15 protein-coding genes are annotated in these 16,343 nt (G+C 70.6%); 8 read left to right on the top strand and 7 right to left on the bottom strand.

Going from position 1 to position 16,343, the window contains the following annotated elements; genetic code table 11:
- Positions 1 to 20 precede the first annotated feature (20 nt).
- The 3 genes from ABZV91_RS17735 to ABZV91_RS17725 form a co-directional block, all read right to left on the bottom strand.
- Positions 21 to 542, bottom strand: a complete 522-nt coding sequence (locus ABZV91_RS17735) for a pyridoxamine 5'-phosphate oxidase family protein (RefSeq protein ID WP_355242430.1) — start codon at positions 540 to 542, stop codon at positions 21 to 23.
- A gap of 93 nt (positions 543 to 635) precedes the next feature.
- Entirely contained in the window at positions 636 to 1,073 is a 438-nt protein-coding gene (locus tag ABZV91_RS17730; RefSeq protein WP_355242427.1) for a PIN domain-containing protein, read from the bottom strand.
- The gene (locus ABZV91_RS17725) at positions 1,070 to 1,294 is read right to left on the bottom strand and encodes a CopG family transcriptional regulator (protein ID WP_355242424.1); all 225 of its coding nucleotides are present in this window, start codon (positions 1,292 to 1,294) and stop codon (positions 1,070 to 1,072) included. Before ABZV91_RS17725 ends, ABZV91_RS17730 begins: the two co-directional genes overlap by 4 nt.
- 178 nt (positions 1,295 to 1,472) lie before the next feature.
- On the opposite strand from ABZV91_RS17725, the gene ABZV91_RS17720 reads away from it, so the two are divergent.
- The 4 genes from ABZV91_RS17720 to ABZV91_RS17705 all read left to right on the top strand — a co-directional run bounded on the left by ABZV91_RS17720 (position 1,473) and on the right by ABZV91_RS17705 (position 6,331).
- On the top strand, positions 1,473 to 3,734 hold the full coding sequence (locus tag ABZV91_RS17720; protein WP_355242421.1) for a carbon starvation CstA family protein: 2,262 nt from the start codon (positions 1,473 to 1,475) through the stop codon (positions 3,732 to 3,734).
- A gap of 71 nt (positions 3,735 to 3,805) precedes the next feature.
- Complete coding sequence (locus tag ABZV91_RS17715; RefSeq protein ID WP_355242526.1) at positions 3,806 to 4,021, top strand: YbdD/YjiX family protein; 216 nt, start codon at positions 3,806 to 3,808, stop codon at positions 4,019 to 4,021.
- Between the two features lie 244 nt (positions 4,022 to 4,265).
- On the top strand, positions 4,266 to 5,801 hold the full coding sequence (locus tag ABZV91_RS17710; protein WP_355242419.1) for an Ada metal-binding domain-containing protein: 1,536 nt from the start codon (positions 4,266 to 4,268) through the stop codon (positions 5,799 to 5,801).
- On the top strand, positions 5,801 to 6,331 hold the full coding sequence (locus ABZV91_RS17705) for a methylated-DNA--[protein]-cysteine S-methyltransferase (protein WP_355242416.1): 531 nt from the start codon (positions 5,801 to 5,803) through the stop codon (positions 6,329 to 6,331). Before ABZV91_RS17710 ends, ABZV91_RS17705 begins: the two co-directional genes overlap by 1 nt.
- Positions 6,332 to 6,341: 10 nt before the next feature.
- Here the strand turns inward: ABZV91_RS17705 and ABZV91_RS17700 are convergent, their stop codons facing one another.
- Positions 6,342 to 9,608 (bottom strand): SMC family ATPase, encoded by a 3,267-nt coding sequence (locus ABZV91_RS17700; RefSeq protein WP_355242413.1) that lies wholly within the window; start codon positions 9,606 to 9,608, stop codon positions 6,342 to 6,344.
- Positions 9,605 to 10,804 (bottom strand): exonuclease SbcCD subunit D, encoded by a 1,200-nt coding sequence (locus ABZV91_RS17695; protein ID WP_355242410.1) that lies wholly within the window; start codon positions 10,802 to 10,804, stop codon positions 9,605 to 9,607. Before ABZV91_RS17695 ends, ABZV91_RS17700 begins: the two co-directional genes overlap by 4 nt.
- A gap of 273 nt (positions 10,805 to 11,077) precedes the next feature.
- On the opposite strand from ABZV91_RS17695, the gene ABZV91_RS17690 reads away from it, so the two are divergent.
- Positions 11,078 to 12,046 (top strand): DUF6542 domain-containing protein, encoded by a 969-nt coding sequence (locus ABZV91_RS17690; protein WP_355242407.1) that lies wholly within the window; start codon positions 11,078 to 11,080, stop codon positions 12,044 to 12,046.
- A gap of 7 nt (positions 12,047 to 12,053) precedes the next feature.
- On the opposite strand, the gene ABZV91_RS17685 is transcribed toward ABZV91_RS17690, so the two are convergent.
- Positions 12,054 to 13,061 (bottom strand): 4-hydroxy-3-methylbut-2-enyl diphosphate reductase, encoded by a 1,008-nt coding sequence (locus tag ABZV91_RS17685; RefSeq protein ID WP_355242404.1) that lies wholly within the window; start codon positions 13,059 to 13,061, stop codon positions 12,054 to 12,056.
- A 316-nt stretch (positions 13,062 to 13,377) separates the two neighbouring features.
- Between ABZV91_RS17685 and ABZV91_RS17680 the strand changes: the two genes are divergently transcribed.
- The 3 genes from ABZV91_RS17680 (at position 13,378) to ABZV91_RS17670 (ending at position 15,661) form a co-directional block, all read left to right on the top strand.
- The gene (locus ABZV91_RS17680) at positions 13,378 to 14,091 is read left to right on the top strand and encodes a lipid droplet-associated protein (protein ID WP_355242401.1); all 714 of its coding nucleotides are present in this window, start codon (positions 13,378 to 13,380) and stop codon (positions 14,089 to 14,091) included.
- A 95-nt stretch (positions 14,092 to 14,186) separates the two neighbouring features.
- Entirely contained in the window at positions 14,187 to 15,425 is a 1,239-nt protein-coding gene (gene xseA, locus ABZV91_RS17675; RefSeq protein ID WP_355242523.1) for an exodeoxyribonuclease VII large subunit, read from the top strand.
- Positions 15,426 to 15,427: 2 nt separating this feature from the next.
- The gene (locus ABZV91_RS17670) at positions 15,428 to 15,661 is read left to right on the top strand and encodes an exodeoxyribonuclease VII small subunit (RefSeq protein ID WP_030522151.1); all 234 of its coding nucleotides are present in this window, start codon (positions 15,428 to 15,430) and stop codon (positions 15,659 to 15,661) included.
- A gap of 24 nt (positions 15,662 to 15,685) precedes the next feature.
- Here ABZV91_RS17670 and ABZV91_RS17665 read toward each other — a convergent pair whose 3' ends face one another.
- Positions 15,686 to 16,255, bottom strand: coding sequence for a DUF4245 domain-containing protein (locus ABZV91_RS17665; RefSeq protein WP_355242397.1), 570 nt, complete (start codon positions 16,253 to 16,255; stop codon positions 15,686 to 15,688).
- Positions 16,256 to 16,343 lie beyond the last annotated feature (88 nt).

The raw sequence follows: 16,343 nt of genomic DNA, 5'->3' as shown, positions 1-16,343 counted from the left end.
ACCGATCGGCCGGGCCGCGATCACTGCGCGGTGAGCTCGGCGTAATCGGGTGCGTAGACGGTCGTCCAGTGCGGGCGCAGGCGGAAGAACACCACGTCGTTGTCCCAGTCGAACGCGTCGTCGCCGTAGAAATCCTGGAAGTAGGCGAGCAGTTCCGACCACTCGGCATCCGGTTCACCGGCCGCCGGGTTCAAGATCTCGGCGGTGCCGTGCGTGAACACACCCAATCCCTCGCCGCGCATATGGGCCGCACTCGCGGCCGGACGGGCGGCGAGGTGGCGGGCCTTGGCGGCGGTCCGCGCGGTGCCGAAGTACCACCGGCCGTGCAGGAAGTGCCCGTCGACACCGCTCACCCGCGGCTCGCCCTTGGCGGTCACGGTGGACAGGGTGAGCAGGCACATACCGGTGAGAACCGAGGTGAGCTGCGCGGCGGTCAGAGTGCGGTCGGCGGCGATGATCGAGCGGAGATGACCCGTGGCACCCGCGAGAGAGGTGTCGAGCAGGGTTTGCAGTGCGGCCAGTTCTTCGGGGGTTTCGCGCATTGCCCCACCGTATGCGCGCCGGACCGCGCTCCGGTTGACCGAAATTGCTCCATATGCCGGGCTCGCGCAGTTGTCGTTCGGCCGGAGAGCGGGCTACTGGAGGTCATCGGGCAGCAACCTGAAGGCCGCGTATCCGGTCAGCGGTGGCAGCACCCGGAAATCGCGGCGGTCCAGAGTGAGCAGCGCATCGGTATCGAACGCCTCCGCGAGACATACGCACATCGCGTCGACCAGATCGAGGTTCATCGCCGCGTAGTGTCCGCGGATCTCGACAGCCGTACGGATCACCCTGGCGTCGACCTCCGGCACGACGATACGACCGGCGGCGATGCGATCGGCTATCAGCCGCAGCATCCCGTCGGCTACGCGGCGCTCGGCTCGGATACTCGCCACGTGGTGTACCTCTGTCAGCACGAGCGGACTCACGACGACGGCACTGGCGGAATCAGCAGCGCGGCGGGCCGCGAAGTGTTCAGGGTCGGAGCGGTTGAAGAGAGCCAGCAGTCCGGAAGTATCCGCGACGGCTATCACGCCGGCCGGTTCATGGCGTCGCGGATCTCCTCCTTGCCGATCGGCCCGCCGAGGTCGAAGGTCTCCTCGTCGGTCAGCAGGGGCGTATCCAACCTGCGGTGGCGCAACAGATAGGCGCGTACGGCATCCCGGGTTATCTCATGCTTCGAACGTCCCTCGGCATCGGCCTGCGCGTTGAGCGCCTGCTCTTCGTCATCGGGTAAGCGCATTGTCCAGGCCATACCGCGATGATACCGATCTAGATACCATCCCGGATCCCAGTAGCTACCCGAGTACGAAAGAGGCACATTCCGCTCGGCGCACCACAGCGACCGTTCACCGCAACCGTCGAAGCGCCGAACGGCCATCGGTTACGTTCATGTGACCGGCATGTCCGCTCGCTGTACAGGAGTTCGCCCGATGGGGACTATCGAATATCTCGAGACCGACCCCGACCTACCACCCGTGGGTGTGGTCGACCGGTCCCCGATCACGCCCGCGAAGAAAGCGATCTTCGCGGCCATCGGGCTGCTCGGCGCCGTGGCCTGGACGATTCTCGCGATCGCGCGGGGCGAATCCGTGAACGCGGTGTGGATCGTGATCGCGGCGGTGTGTACCTACATCATCGCCTACCGGTTCTACGCGCGGCTCATCGAATACAAGGTCGTCAAACCCCGCGACGACCTGGCGACTCCGGCCGAGATCCTGGACAACGGCAAAGACTTCATGCCGATGGACCGGCGGGTGCTGTTCGGGCATCATTTCGCGGCCATCGCGGGAGCCGGGCCGCTGGTCGGGCCGGTGCTGGCGGCGCAGATGGGGTATCTGCCGGGCACCATCTGGATCATTGTCGGTGTCGTGTTCGCCGGCGCGGTCCAGGACTACCTGGTGCTGTGGGTGTCGATGAAACGGCGCGGGCGCAGCCTCGGGCAGATGGCACGCGACGAACTCGGCGTGATCGGCGGTGTGGCCGCCATCATCGGCGTCCTGGTGATCATGATGATCCTGCTCGCGGTGCTGGCGCTGGTGGTCGTGAACGCGCTGGCGCACAGCCCGTGGGGTGTCTTCTCCATCGCGATGACCATCCCGATCGCCCTCTTCATGGGCGTGTACCTGCGGTACCTGCGGCCGGGCCGGGTCGGTGAGATCTCGGCGATCGGTTTCGTCCTGCTGATCCTGGCCATCGTCGCGGGCGGCTGGGTCTCGCACAACGACACCTGGGCCGGGTGGTTCACGTTCCATCCCGTCACCATCTCCTGGATGCTGATCGGCTACGGCTTCGTCGCCTCGGTGCTGCCGGTGTGGCTGCTGCTGGCCCCGCGCGACTATCTGTCGACCTTCATGAAGATCGGCACCATCGGCCTGCTGGCGGTCGGCATCCTGGTCACCCTGCCGGTACTGAAGGCGCCCGCGGTCTCGGAGTTCGCCACCTCGGGCACCGGCCCGGCCTTCGCGGGCAGCCTGTTCCCCTTCCTGTTCATCACCATCGCCTGCGGTGCGCTCTCCGGTTTCCACGCGCTGGTGTCCTCGGGTACCACACCGAAACTGCTGGAGAAGGAATCGCATGCCAAGGTGATCGGCTACGGCGGCATGCTGATGGAATCCTTCGTCGCGGTGATGGCGATCATCACGGCGTCGATCATCGATCAGCACCTGTACTTCGCGATGAACGCCCCGGCCGGCGCGACCGGCGGCACCGCGGAAACCGCCGCCGCCTACACGAACGGCCTGGGCCTGTCCGGCCCGCCGACGACCGGCGCCGAATTGAGCCAGGCCGCGGCCGATGTGGGTGAGGAATCGGTCATCTCCCGCACCGGTGGCGCACCCACACTGGCCATCGGTATCTCCGAAGTGTTCGCCGGGTTCCTCGGCGGCGCCGGGATGAAGTCGTTCTGGTACCACTTCGCGATCATGTTCGAGGCGCTGTTCATCCTCACCACCATCGACGCGGGCACCCGCGTGGCGCGCTTCATGCTCTCCGATTCGCTGGGCAACCTGCGCGGTCCGGCGCGTAAGTTCGCCGATCCGTCGTGGCGGGTGGGCGCGTGGCTGTGCTCGGCGATCGTCGTGGCGGCCTGGGGCTCGATCCTGCTGATGGGTGTGACCGATCCGCTGGGCGGGATCAACGCGCTGTTCCCGCTGTTCGGTATCGCCAACCAGCTACTGGCGGCGATCGCGCTGGTGGTGGTGCTGACGATCCTGGTGAAGAAGGGCCTGACGAAGTGGGCCTGGATCCCCGGTATCGCCCTGGCCTGGGACCTCATCGTCACCATGACCGCGTCCTGGCAGAAGATCTTCTCGGCCGATCCGAAGGTGGGCTACTGGAAACAGAACAGCATCTGCCGCGCCGCCCGCGACGCCGGTGAGCTGTGCCTGACGGCGAAAACACCGGATGACGTGGACGCGGTGATCCGTAATACGTTCATCCAGGGTGCGCTGTCCATCGTCTTCGCGGTGCTGGTGCTGATCGTGGTGCTGGCCGCCGTGTGGGTCTGCTACCGCACCGTGAAATCGGGTGATACGTCGACCACCGAATCGCCGGAGGAACCGTCGAAGATCTTCGCCCCCAGTGGTTTCCTGGTCACCGCGGCGGAGAAGGATATCCAGCGACAGTGGGACGAGCGGATCGCGAAGGGCGAGGTCGCGGTGCCCGGGGCCGCGCACGCGGAGGTGCGGAGTTGACCGGGCGACTCGCGGCGACACCGGGGGTACGCGCCGGGACCGTGGGTGTCGTGCGGTCCGGTCCGCGCGGCATGCCGGCGGCGCCGGCCCGTGGGGTACGGGCACTCGCCCACGGGGTGCGCGCGGTGTTCCGGTACCTGGACTCCGTCGTCGGCGGGCAGGACTATCAGCGCTATCTCGCGCATATGCGCAGGGCGCATCCCGACCGCCCGGTGGCGAGTGAACGGGACTACTGGCGGGAGCGGTACGCCGACGCGGAACGCAACCCGGGCGCGCGCTGCTGCTGAGCGGGACCGCGTGAGTTACGGCGGGGCCGGTCGCACCGGCCCCGCCGTCGCGTTTCCGGACCTGCTCACCCGCACATCGCCGACCTCTCCACAGTCGCCTCGCCCTCGCAGCCACCTTCCGCACCCCGGCGGACCGACCCGGACAGCGGACCTGCGGAACATCCGCGCCCGCGCTGGACGACATTCGGCGCCGATGTCTGTTTTCCGCTAGCTCGCGGCCTCGTGAGCTGACATCGTGTGTGGGGTGAGCATCACGGCCCTGGATTTCGAACGCTGCTATCGCGCGGTCTCGGCCCGCGACTCCCGTTTCGACGGGCAGTTCTACACCGCCGTGCGCACCACCGGAATCTATTGCCGGCCGTCGTGCCCGGCGATCACTCCGAAGCGCACCAATGTGACCTTCCTGCCGACCGCGGCCGCGGCCCAGCAGGCGGGCTACCGCGCCTGCCGCCGCTGCCTGCCCGATGCCGCGCCCGGATCGCCGCTGTGGAACACCCGCGCGGACCTGGCGGCCCGGGCCATGCGGCTGATCGGGGACGGTGTGGTGGAACGTGGCGGAGTCCCCGCCCTGGCCTCGGCGCTCGGCTACTCGCAACGACAGCTCACCCGGGTCCTCACCACCGAGCTCGGCGCGGGCCCCCTGGCACTGGCGCGCGCCCATCGGGCACATACCGCGCGACTGCTGATCCAGACCACCGCCATGCCCATGTCGGATATCGCCTTCGCCGCCGGTTTCGCCAGTATCCGGCAGTTCAACGACACCGTGCGCGAGGTCTTCGCGGTCAGCCCGAGCACCATGCGTACCGAAGCGCAGCGCACCCGCGACCGCACGGCCCCGGCCGCCAACGGCACCCTGTCGCTGCGCCTGCCCTACCGGGCGCCGTTGGATCGCGACTGGCTGGACTGGTTCCTGTCCGCCCACGTGGCGCCGGGCCTGGAACTCTGGCAGACCACACCGGACGGCGAGAACCACTACCTGCGCGGTATCCGCACCCCGCACGGCTACGCCGGAGTCCGGCTCGCGGTCCTGCCCGGGCACGTCCACGCGGAACTGACCCTGCGCGATATGCGCGATCTCGCGCCCGCGGTGGCCCGGGTCCGGCATCTGCTCGACCTCGACGCCGACCCCGTGGCCATCGACGAGGCGCTCAACAGGCCCGATGAGGGCAGCGGCACGGCCTCCGGCCCGAATGCGCGTTTCGCTCCCGGGATACGGGTGCCCGGATGTGTGGACGGACCGGAGTTGCTGCTGCGCACCATGATCGGCCAGCAGATCTCGGTGGCGGCGGCCAATACGCACACCGCGCGGCTGGTCGCCGCCCTCGGCGAACCGGTGGACGGGCCGACCGGCCGGCTGTTCCCGACACCGGAGGTGATCGCCGAACGCGGCGCCGAGGTATTGACCGGCCCCGCCCAGCGGATCCGCTCCATCACCGCCGCGGCGGCGGCGCTCGCCACCGGCGACCTGGTCCTGCACCAGGGCCGGACAGCCGCCGAACTGCGCCGCGACCTGCTCGCGCTCGACGGCGTCGGCCCGTGGACCGCCGACTACGTCACGATGAGGCTGCTCGCCGACCCCGACATCATGCTGCACACCGACCTCGTCATCCGCCGCGGCGCCGTCCGCCACGGTATCGACCTGACCGATACCACCCGCTGGTCGCCCTGGCGTTCCTATCTCTGCATGCACCTGTGGCGCACCGAACTGCGCACCCGGGCCGAATCCCGGGAATCCGCCACGCCCACCACCGAAACCGACGCGAAAGTGAGTACCGACTGATGTCCACCGCCACCCTGCCCGCACCGGACACCACCGGCACCGCCGACGTCGCCACCGTCGACACCCCGCTCGGCCCGTTCACCGCCATCGTGGCCGCCGACGGCGCGGTACTGGCGTCCGGGTGGACCGCCGCCGCCGAAGAACTCCACACACTGATCCACCCCGTCCTGCGCCCGGCCGGTCTGCGCGCCCGCCGGGAACTCGGTGCGGTGACCGACGCCGTGACCGCCTACCACCGCGGCGATACGGCCGCGATCGATCCCGTCCCCGTACGTCAGCGCTCGGGCGAATTCCTCCAGCACGCGTGGGAGGTGCTGCGCACAGTGCCCGCGGGACAGCCGATCACCTACACCGCGTTCGCCGCGCGGGCCGGCCGGCCCGCGGCCACCCGCGCCGCGGCGAGCGCCTGCGCCCGCAATGCCGCCGCACTGTTCGTGCCCTGCCATCGCATCGTGCGCACCGACGGCACCCTCGGAGGTTTCCGCTGGGGTCTGGACATCAAGCGGCGGCTGCTCGATCTCGAGGGCTGAACGCGCCCGATCAGGCGATGGTGGCGTGCAACTGGGAACCGTTGCGTCCGCGCACCACGTGCAGGCGGCTCGGTATGCGCTGACGCATCTCGTCGACGTGGCTGACCAACCCCACCACCCGGCCTCCGGCGCGGAGTTCGTCCAGGACGCCCATCACCGCGTCCAGGGTGTCCGCGTCCAGGCTGCCGAAGCCTTCGTCGATGAAGAGGGTGTCGAGGATGATCCCGCCCGCTTCGGCCGCGACGGTGTCGGCCAGCCCCAGCGCGAGCGCCAGTGACGCCATGAAGGTTTCCCCGCCCGAGAGTGTGCGGGCGGGCCGGACGGCACCGGTGTAGTCGTCGCGGATGTCCAGCCCGAGCCCGCCGCGCCGGCCGTGGGTGCCGGCCCGGTCGGTGTGCACGAATTCGTACCGGCCGCCCGACATCCGGCGCAGCCGGGCCGACCCCGCCACCGCGACCTCCTCGAGCCGGGCCGCGAGTACATACGAGCGCAGCGACATTCGCCGGTTGTTCGCGCCGCGGCCGGCGACCACCTCCGCCAGGTCGGCCAGCTCCTGATGGGCTCGCTGAGCCGGCGCGATCAGATCCACCGCCGCCCACAACTGCCCGCACAGGGTTTCCAGCCGGGTCACCCGGTGCACGGCGGCGGAATGGGCAGCGACCGCCTCGTGCAGCGCGATCCGGGCGGTCCGCACCGCCGCCTCGAGCGCTTCCGGATCACCGGGCGCGGTGGTGGCGGCGGCCCGGATCTCCGGTTCGTCCAAGACGGCTTGCGCGGCCGCGCGTATCTCGTCCGCCGCGGCGAGGGCGGCGCTCAGCGCGTCCTGCCGCTGCGGGGTCCGGGTCGCGGCGCCGATCAACGGCGAATAGATCCGCAGCGTCGCCAGCATCTCCGCCGAGCCGGCTCCGGCTTCCCGATCCACCTCCCCCGGATTCCCGGCCCCGGGGTCCGGCGCGGCGAGATCGGAACTCGTAGGCGGTATCAGACCCGCCGATCCGGCCAGCCGTTCGACCCGCAGCACACAGGTCGCCACCCGTTCCCATGCCGCGCGGACCGCGGCGTAGGTGTCGCGCCGGTTGCCCGCGGCGGCGATCAGCGCGTGCAGGCGCTCCCGGCGACGACCGATGGTCCGGTCCCGCCCGGCGGCGGTGCGCAGCTTCTCCTCGATTTCGGCGAGCCGGGTCTGCCCGGACCGGATCCGCGCCGCGACGGCTCCGGCCCGGGTTTCGGTCTCACGCAGATCATCGTGCAACCTGCTCTCGTCGCTGCGCAGACGGGTGAGTTCGGCGGCACACGCGTCGGCCGATTCGGCCAGTTCCTCCGCGTCCCCACACTTCTCGGTGGCCGCGCGCAGGGCGGCCGCGAGCTCTACGCGGTCGGTATCGCCACCGCGGGCCAGCAGTGCCTCGATCTCCCGCTCCACCTCGGCGAGCACCGACTGCGCACGGTCGCGCGCCGCGTCGGCGGCACGTTCCGCGGCGACCGCCGCCGCCTCGTCCTCCTTCGACACCGCACCGGCCGCCGACCGCGCCGGCCGGGGATGCTCGGCCGAACCGCACACCGCGCACGCCTGCCCGTCGACCAGACTCCCGGCGAGCTCCGCCGCCATCCCGGCCAGCCGCCGCTCACGCAGATCCAAAACGTGCTCACGGGCCTCGAGGTGCCGGGCGCGCACGGTGTCGAGATCCACCCGGGCCCGGTCGAGGGTGGTGCGGGCCCGGGCCAGGTCCACCGCCGCGGTCGCGGCCTCCTGCAAGCGCCGGAGTTCGGCCCGCAGCCCGGGCAGCGTCGCTTTCGCCTCGTCGGCTTCCCGTGCCCGTGCCTGCGCGCCGGCGATGATCTCGGGTAGCCGGGCCCGGCGTTCGGTGAGTGCGGCCGAGCGCTCGCCGAGTTCGGCCGCCGCCGCGTGGAGTTCGGCCAGTTCCGCGCGCAAGGTGTCGGCCGTGGCCGCGTCGGCGCGGATCTCGCCGAGTTTGCCCAGGAACGCACTCCACCCGCGGATCGCGGTATCGAGGGAGAGGTCCTCGTCGTAGCCGGCCCGGTCGTCCATCCGGTCCGCCTCGTCGGCACCGGTACCGGAGGGGCCCGGTCGAGCCACGTCGAACAACGCGAATTCGTCCCCCGCCGGCGCCGACGGTCCCTCGCGCACGCCATCGTCCGTGGGCGACTCGTCGCCCCGGCCCCCTGTGCACGGGCTCAGCACCAGGCGGATACCCGGGATATCCGCACTGTCGGGTTCGGCGGCCAGCCGGGCCAGGTGTTCGGCCGCCGCCACGGATTCTTCCTCCCGGCTACGGGCCGCGCGGACCGCGGCCTCGGCCTCGCCCAGCGCCGCGGCCACCGGTTCGGCGCGGCGCGCCCGGTCGAGCTCACCGCGCTCCGCGGCCCGCGTCCGGGCCTCGGCGGCGTACTGCTCGAGCTGCTGCCGGGCCAGTTCCAGCCGGCGCCGCTGCTCGGCCGCCCGGCGCTCCCGTTCGGCCCGCTCGTCGGCGCGCGCCGACTCCGCGCGCCGCTCGTCGAGTTCGTGCTGTGCTTTCTCCGCCTCGCCGCGGGCCCCGGCCAGCAGATCCTGCGACCACTCGACCGCGTCCAGAATGTCGATCCGCTCGGTGCGGTCGATCCCGGCCGTCACCGCGACCCGGGTGATCAGATCTTCCACATTGCGCTGCTGGGCACCGATCTGCTCGCCCGAGCACCGGCGCTGGGCGGTGAGCCATTGCTCGGCCGACCCGAAACGTCCGGTATCGAACAGTTTCTCCAGCAGTCGTTCGCGATCCTCGTTCTCCGCGCGCAGGAACTTCGCGAAATCCCCCTGCGGCAGCAGCACCACCTGGAAGAACTGATCGGCGCTCATCCCCAGCAGCCGCACGATCTCGTCGCCGATCTCGTTGATCCGGGAGAGGTTCGTGCCCTGGCCGTCCAGCCAGGTCAGTGTGGCTTTGGCGTTCTCCACCCGGGTCCCGTGACCGCGCAGCTTCGGCCGCTCGAATTCCGGTTGCCGGGTGAGCCGGAGCCGCCGGCCGCCCAGCGTGGCCTCGAGCACCACCTCCGGGCGGATATGCGCGGGCGCGTGATCGGAGTGCAGCCGTTTGTCGCCCCGCGCCCCCGGCACCCGCCCGTACAGGGCGTAGGCGATGGCGTCGAGCACCGTGGTCTTCCCGGCGCCGGTCTGCCCGTGCAGCAGGAAGAGTCCGTCCGCGCCGAGTTCGTCGAAATCGACGGACGTGGTCTCGGCGAAGGGGCCGAAGGCCGTCATCTCCAGCCGATGCAACCTCATGCGGTGAGTTCCGTATCGGCCGCCGCCGGAGACGCGCCGATATCGTCGCGGACCACCTCCGTCTCCCGGACCGCGGCGGCCATGGCCCGGGTCAGCCAGTCCATCTCGGACGTGGTCGGCTCACCGCGCACATCGGTGAGGAAGGTGCGGGCGATCTCGGTGTCGTCGCGGCCACGCACCCGCTCCCGATAACGCAGGGCCGGGTCACCCTGGGGTCTCTCCCATTCCACGTGCACCGCGTACGGGAAACGCTCGCGCAGGCGGCGCATGGCGTCCACCGGACGGGCATAGTCGGTGAGCGATACCGAGACGTAGTGCTGTTCGGCCGTTTCCCAGGCGGGGTCGGCCAGCAACTCCTCCAGGGTCCCGGTGAGGTGGCTCAACCCGCGGACCAGCGGTAACTCCAGACCCCGCACCCGCGCCGGGCCGGTCTCGCCGAGGTCCACCAGCCATACCTGCTTGCGGTGGGTGCTCTCCCCGAACGAGTACGGCAGCGGCGACCCCGAATACCGCACCCCCTCGGCGAGGGTCTGCGGGGAATGCAGATGCCCGAGCGCCACATAGTCGAAGCCCGGCTCGGTGAACATCCCCAGCGGCACCGTCTCCACGCCACCCACCGAGATCGACCGCTCCGACCCCGTGGCCGCGCCACCCACCACGAAGGCGTGCGCCAGCAGCACCGTCCGGGTGCGCGGCCGCTGCTCGACATCCGCGCGGATCCGGTCCAGCACGGCCTCGAGCACCTCGGTGTGTGACCGCGCCTGCGGCACTCCGAGCTCACCCCGGCAGATCTCCGGCTCCAGATACGGGATGCCGTAGAAGGCGACATCACCGTGCGCGTCGGACAGCAGCACCGGCCGCGCCGAATCGGCCACCGTCGTGCGCAGATACAACCCACCGGCCGCCGCGAAGCTGGCGCCCGCCCCGAGCCGGGTCGGGGAATCGTGGTTACCGGAGGTGGCCACGATGCGCGCCCCGGCCGCGCGAATGGCTTCGAATCCCCTGTTGCAGACCGCGATCGCGTCCGCACTGGGGATGGAGCGATCGTAGACATCGCCGGGGAGCACGACGGTGTCCACCGCTTCGGTGGCGACGAGCTCGGCGATCGCCTCGAGTACCCGCGACTGGTCGGCCAGCAGGTCCACGCCGTGAAAGGTGCGACCGATATGCCAGTCCGACGTATGCAGGATTCGCATGACGGCGAATTTAGGGCACCGCACCGACAGGCTTCAATGCCGGGACCGATCCCCGGGACGCCACACCGGCAACACGCCGAGACCCACACCGCCCGTGGCCCGGCCGCCCCGTAACCGACGCGGACAGTGTCTCCAATGCGCCATCGTGTCGCGCACCACCCATATCCCTCGACTGCATGAATACCGCCGCCGACCACCGTTTCCGCACAATCGTGGCACCGGACCCGCCGTGCCGTAACACGGTCGACCCTTCCGGACGATAGTGTTCAATCCGTGGCTGCTTCCCAACGAGTGAATTCCCGGGTGCCCGCGCCGCAACGTTCGTTATTGCCGACGGTGCCGGGTGTCCCGGCGTATGCCGCGGTTCTCATCGCTGCGGTCTGCACCTTCCTGGGTTTCCTCATCGATGCCCTCGGCGACGTCACGGACCTCACCGGCACCTTCAGCGCGTTCTACATCCTCGGATGTCTGGCGGCGGTGGCGGCGGTGCGGTTCCGCGGCCTGTTCACCACCATGGTGTTACCGCCGCTATTGCTGTTCGTTGCCGTGCCGATCGCGTATCGCCAGCTCACCGGGACCAGCACCGCCTCCCTCAAGGACATCCTGCTGAACCTGGCGATCCCGCTGGTGCACCGTTTCCCGCCGATGATGCTGGCCACCGTCCTGGTGCTGATCATCGCCGGTATCCGGATCGCGCAGTTCCGCTCGAAGAACGCGGCCCACGAGACCGCCGCCGCCCGGCGCGGCACGAGCTGGGGCCGCAGCGAACGGCGCGCGACCCGCGGAGAGGCCAGGGAACGGGCGGAGAACCGGCCCCGGCGCGACACAGCGAAGCGGCCGAGCCGCGGACAGGCCAAGCGTCCCGTGGGTGAGGGAAAGGCTGCACGCGGTAGCAAGCCGTCGCGCGCCGAGACCCTGGCGGCACGGTCCAAGGCCAACGGCAGGACCAAGGCGAAAGCGCGGGCGAAACGGCCCGAGAACCCCGAGCCCGATTACACCCACGAATCGTTCGACGAACCCCCACGCCGTGGCGGCCGGGGTCGTCCGCCCGCCGCGGAGCCGCGGGGCGCCGCCGCACCCCGCACCCGCGAGATGCGCCAGCACCGGCCCGCCCGTCCGGCGGCCCCGGTACCGGATGAGCCGGTGCGCGCGAACGCGCGCCGGGGCGAACCGGCCCGGGCGCCGCAGACCGCCCGCGTCCGCGAACCGATCCCGGAGCGGCGGCGACCCGAGCGCCGGTGAGCGGGGATCAGTGCCGCGCGGCCCGCAGTTCCCGCGGCAACGCGAACACGAGGGTCTCGTTCGCGGTGGTCACCGGCTGGACCTCGCCGAACCCGTGTTCGGCGAGCATGTCCAGCACCCCGCGCACCAGGATCTCGGGGACCGACGCGCCGGAGGTGATCCCGACCGTGGTCACTCCCTCGAGCCACGCGGGGTCCACCTCGCGCGCGTAGTCCACCAGATACGACGCGCGGGCCCCGGCGCCGAGCGCGACCTCCACCAGGCGCACCGAGTTCGAGGAGTTGCGCGAACCCACGACGATCACCAGATCGCATTCCGGGGCCATCGCCTTCACCGCGACCTGACGGTTCTGGGTGGCGTAGCAGATATCGTCGCTGGGCGGATCCTGCAGCGCGGGGAACTTCTCCCGCAGCCGCGACACGGTCTCCATGGTCTCGTCCACGCTCAGGGTGGTCTGCGACAGCCAGATGACCTTGGACTCGTCGCGCACGGTCACCTTCTCGACCGCGTCGGGCCCGTCGACCAGTTGTACGTGCTCGGGGGCCTCCCCGGCGGTTCCCTCGACCTCCTCGTGGCCCTCGTGGCCGATCAGCAGGATGTCGTAGTCGTCACGGGCGAAGCGTTTGGCCTCCTGATGGACCTTGGTCACCAGCGGACAGGTCGCGTCGATGGTGCGCAGGTTGCGCTCGGCGGCGGTCGCGTGCACCGCGGGCGAGACTCCGTGCGCGGAGAAGACCACCAGTTCCCCCTCGGGAACTTCGTCGGTGGTGTCGACGAAGATCACGCCCCGCTCACGCAGGGTTTCCACCACGTGGCGGTTGTGCACGATCTCCTTGCGGACATAGATCGGGGCGCCGTGCTTTTCCAGCGCCTTCTCCACGGTTTCGACGGCACGGTCCACACCCGCGCAGTATCCGCGCGGTTCGGCGAGCAGCACTCGTTTTCCTTCGGGGGCAGCGGTCGCGGCGCCGGCCGAGCGAGCGATTCCGACATTCAACGGTATTGCCGAGGACATGCCCCACAGAATACGTGCGTAGCCCGGCGACCGCTGCGGGCGTGCACCCCGGCGCCCGGGCGACGCCGCGACCACCTGTTCGGCCCGTTCACCCCGCTCACCGGCGTCCTCCGCGGGTCCGCACGCCACCGGCCGCCGGTGGCGCCGCGGCCGCCGGAGGTGTGCGGGTTCACCCGCCGGCCCCGATCCGGCGCCGGAGCGAATTCCCGCCGCGGCGGCGCCCGCCGGACCGCGGGAAACCCCCCGATCCCGCCGCGGCTTGCCGGGGAGGCGCACCCTCTTTTGCGGACCCCGCTATATCGGGCAGGCTAGTACCATGTTTCGACCACCGTTCCTGGCCCGCGTCGCCGCCGGAGCTGCCGTCTATGCGCTCGAGGAGACGCGACGGCTGCCTTCGGCAGCGGCGAAATTACCGCTCACCGCGGTGAGCCGATTACTGCAGACGGGAATGCACGTCCAGCAGTTCGTCACCAGTCTCGCGATCAAGGGTGATTCGGTGTTCGACCGGATCGTCAACCGTCCCGAGGAGCAGCCCGAATGGGCCACCTTCGACGAGGACGACGACCCGCCGGCACGCGAATCGGGCACGACCCCGCGCCGGCGCAACAGCGGTTTCGACCGCTTCGACGCCGACCCGGCCGAGGTGGAACTGGCCCTGCAGGAGACCCTGGACGGCCTGCGCGCGATCCAGAACGGCAACCCGGTGCCCGCGGCGCACACCTTCGACGCCGGTGCCCCGGTCGACGATATCGCGGTGGCCGGCGCGGCCGCGGTCGACGGACCGGAATCCGCCGCCACGGCCGATCCCGAGCCCGTCGCCGAACCCGAGCCGGCGGCCGCGCCCGAACTCCCCGAGGTCGGCGCCCGCTACGACTACCCGAACATGACCCTCGCCCAGCTGCGCGGACGGCTGCGCACGCTCACGGTCGCCGACCTGGTCGCACTGCTCGACTACGAACAGCGCACCCTGGATCGCGCCGCGTTCGTGACCATGCTGACCAACCGGATCGCCACCGTACGAGCCCAGTGACCGGGGCCGATCCCGCGCCCGCGGTCGGCCGGAGCGGTTCCGGCCGGCCCGGGCAGGCGCCCGCGCCCGCCAATTCCGCCGAGCAGCCCTGGCCGGTGCGCTCGGTCTCGATGAAGGTCGCCCAGTGGATCGACCGGCTCGGCAGCATCTGGGTGGAGGGCCAGCTCACCCAGATCAACCTACGGCCCGGCACCCGCACCGCCTTCCTCGTGTTGCGCGATCCGGCCGCCGATATGTCACTGTCGGTGACCTGCGACCCGGCCCTCTTGCGCGCCTCCGCTGTCCCGCTACAGGAGGGCAGCCGGGTGGTGGTCTACGGCAGGCTCTCCTTCTTCCCCGGCCGCGGCACCCTGTCGCTGCGGATCTCCGAGATCCGCCCGGTCGGCGTCGGCGAACTGCTGGCCCGGATCGAACGCTTGAAGGCGTTGCTGGATGCCGAGGGGCTGTTCGATCCGCGGCTCAAGCGCCCGGTTCCTTTCCTGCCCGGCACCGTCGGGCTGATCACCGGCCGCGGCAGCGCCGCCGAACACGATGTGCTGAGCGTGGCGCGGGATCGCTGGCCCGCGGTGCGGTTCGAGGTCCGCAACACCGCCGTGCAGGGCCCGTCCGCGGTCCCGCAGATCCTCGACGCGCTGGCGGCGCTGGATCGCGACCCGGCGGTCGAGGTGATCGTGCTGGCCCGCGGCGGCGGCAGTGTGGAGGATCTGCTGCCGTTCTCCGACGAGACACTGTGCCGGGCCATCGTCGCCGCGACCACCCCCGTCGTCAGCGCTATCGGCCACGAACCCGATTCCCCGGTCTCCGACCTGGTCGCGGATCTGCGCGCGGCCACCCCCACCGATGCGGCCAAGCGGATCGTGCCCGACGCCGCCGCCGAGACCGCGCTCGTCCGGGAATTGCGCGCCCGCTCCGCGGCGGCACTGCGCGGCTGGGTCGAACGGGAGTCGGCGGCGCTGCGGCAGCTGAGGTCACGCCCGGTCCTGGCCGATCCGCTGCGCGAACTCGGCCACCGGCACGACGAGATCGAACGGCTGCGCACCGCGACCCGCCGCTGTGTCGAGAGCCTGGTCCGCGCCGAATCGGTGACCACCGACCATCTGCGGCGCCAGTTGACCGCGGTCGGCCCGGCCGCGACCCTGGCCCGCGGCTACGCTGTCGTGCAGCGGGTGACCGGACCCGAACGGCATGTGGTGCGCGCGATAGACGATTCACCCGCGGGCAGCCAGCTGCGTATCCGGGTCGGTGACGGCGCGATCTCCGCCGCCGCCCTCGGCACCGAACGGCTCGGCGAACGCGGCGCCCCCACCCGCTCCGACGACTCCGAGAGGACCTGACCGTGTCCGACACCGGCACCGACGACCTGGCCGATATCGCCGGCCTCGGCTACGAACGCGCCCGCGACGAGCTGGCCGGCGTGGTGAAAATGCTGGAACAGGGTGGTATGGACCTCGACGACGCCCTGGCGCTGTGGGAACGCGGCGAGGCGCTCGCCAACCGGTGCGAAGAACATCTGGCCGGGGCGCGGCAGCGGATCGAGAAAGCGCTGGCCGAATCCGACGACGCGGAATGACTCGCGCCTACCGCCCGTAGACGATCACGCGGCCGGGAGCGGGCGGACGGCGACCACCGCGGCGGCCAGGGTCTCGAAGGCCTCGGCATTGCCGGCGCCCCGGATGAGCACCCGACTGTCCCCGAAATCGGCGACCCACGCGGGTTCGGCACCGGGCTCCTGGTAGATCACCCATTTCTGCCCGGCGATATCGCGGGTCCCGGTGGCATACCGGGTGCCCGCGATACGTCCGGCCAGGACCTCTTCGGTGGCGTCGCTCTGGTCGAGTTCCATATAGGTGCCCGCACCGGTGATGTAGCCGATGGTGCTGACCGTGCCGCCGCCGCGTTCGGTGAGGGTGTCGCGACTGCCGGAGTTCGGCTGCCAGTTCTGCGGTAGGGCCGGTTCGCGGATCGGGAACGACAGGTTCTGCGCGTCCGAGCGCAGCGCCGCGGCGGCATCGAAACTGGGTATCGTGCCCTGGGTCGGACCGGTCGTGGAGACACTGCACTGACTGGTCAGTCCGGCGAACACCACAGCGATCAGCACCAACGGGATCAATGACCAGAAAAGATCCCGGTAGTCGTTCATGATGCGTGGCTTCTTGTTCGGCACGTTCCCAGTATCCATCGTGGTGACGGCCGGACCCCGCGCCGCCCCCGGTACTGCCGTACCAGGTGATCACCGGCAGGCAATCCGGCGA

Origin of the sequence: Nocardia sp. NPDC004568 (genome assembly GCF_040609955.1) — a bacterium.
GTDB lineage: Bacteria > Actinomycetota > Actinomycetes > Mycobacteriales > Mycobacteriaceae > Nocardia.
Note: the sequence above shows the minus strand (reverse complement) of the source record. Positions and strands in the feature narration are given on the sequence as shown.

Bases quoted from the DNA above. Each gene is read 5' to 3' on its own strand.
- ABZV91_RS17725 (WP_355242424.1), bottom strand. From the start codon at position 1,294: ATGGCCTGGACAATGCGCTTACCCGATGACGAAGAGCAGGCGCTCAAC.
- ABZV91_RS17720 (WP_355242421.1), top strand. From the start codon at position 1,473: ATGGGGACTATCGAATATCTCGAGACCGACCCCGACCTACCACCCGTG.
- ABZV91_RS17700 (WP_355242413.1), bottom strand. From the start codon at position 9,608: ATGAGGTTGCATCGGCTGGAGATGACGGCCTTCGGCCCCTTCGCCGAG.
- ABZV91_RS17715 (WP_355242526.1), top strand. From the start codon at position 3,806: ATGCCGGCGGCGCCGGCCCGTGGGGTACGGGCACTCGCCCACGGGGTG.
- ABZV91_RS17705 (WP_355242416.1), top strand. From the start codon at position 5,801: ATGTCCACCGCCACCCTGCCCGCACCGGACACCACCGGCACCGCCGAC.
- ABZV91_RS17685 (WP_355242404.1), bottom strand. From the start codon at position 13,061: ATGTCCTCGGCAATACCGTTGAATGTCGGAATCGCTCGCTCGGCCGGC.
- ABZV91_RS17735 (WP_355242430.1), bottom strand. From the start codon at position 542: ATGCGCGAAACCCCCGAAGAACTGGCCGCACTGCAAACCCTGCTCGAC.
- ABZV91_RS17695 (WP_355242410.1), bottom strand. From the start codon at position 10,804: ATGCGAATCCTGCATACGTCGGACTGGCATATCGGTCGCACCTTTCAC.
- ABZV91_RS17680 (WP_355242401.1), top strand. From the start codon at position 13,378: ATGTTTCGACCACCGTTCCTGGCCCGCGTCGCCGCCGGAGCTGCCGTC.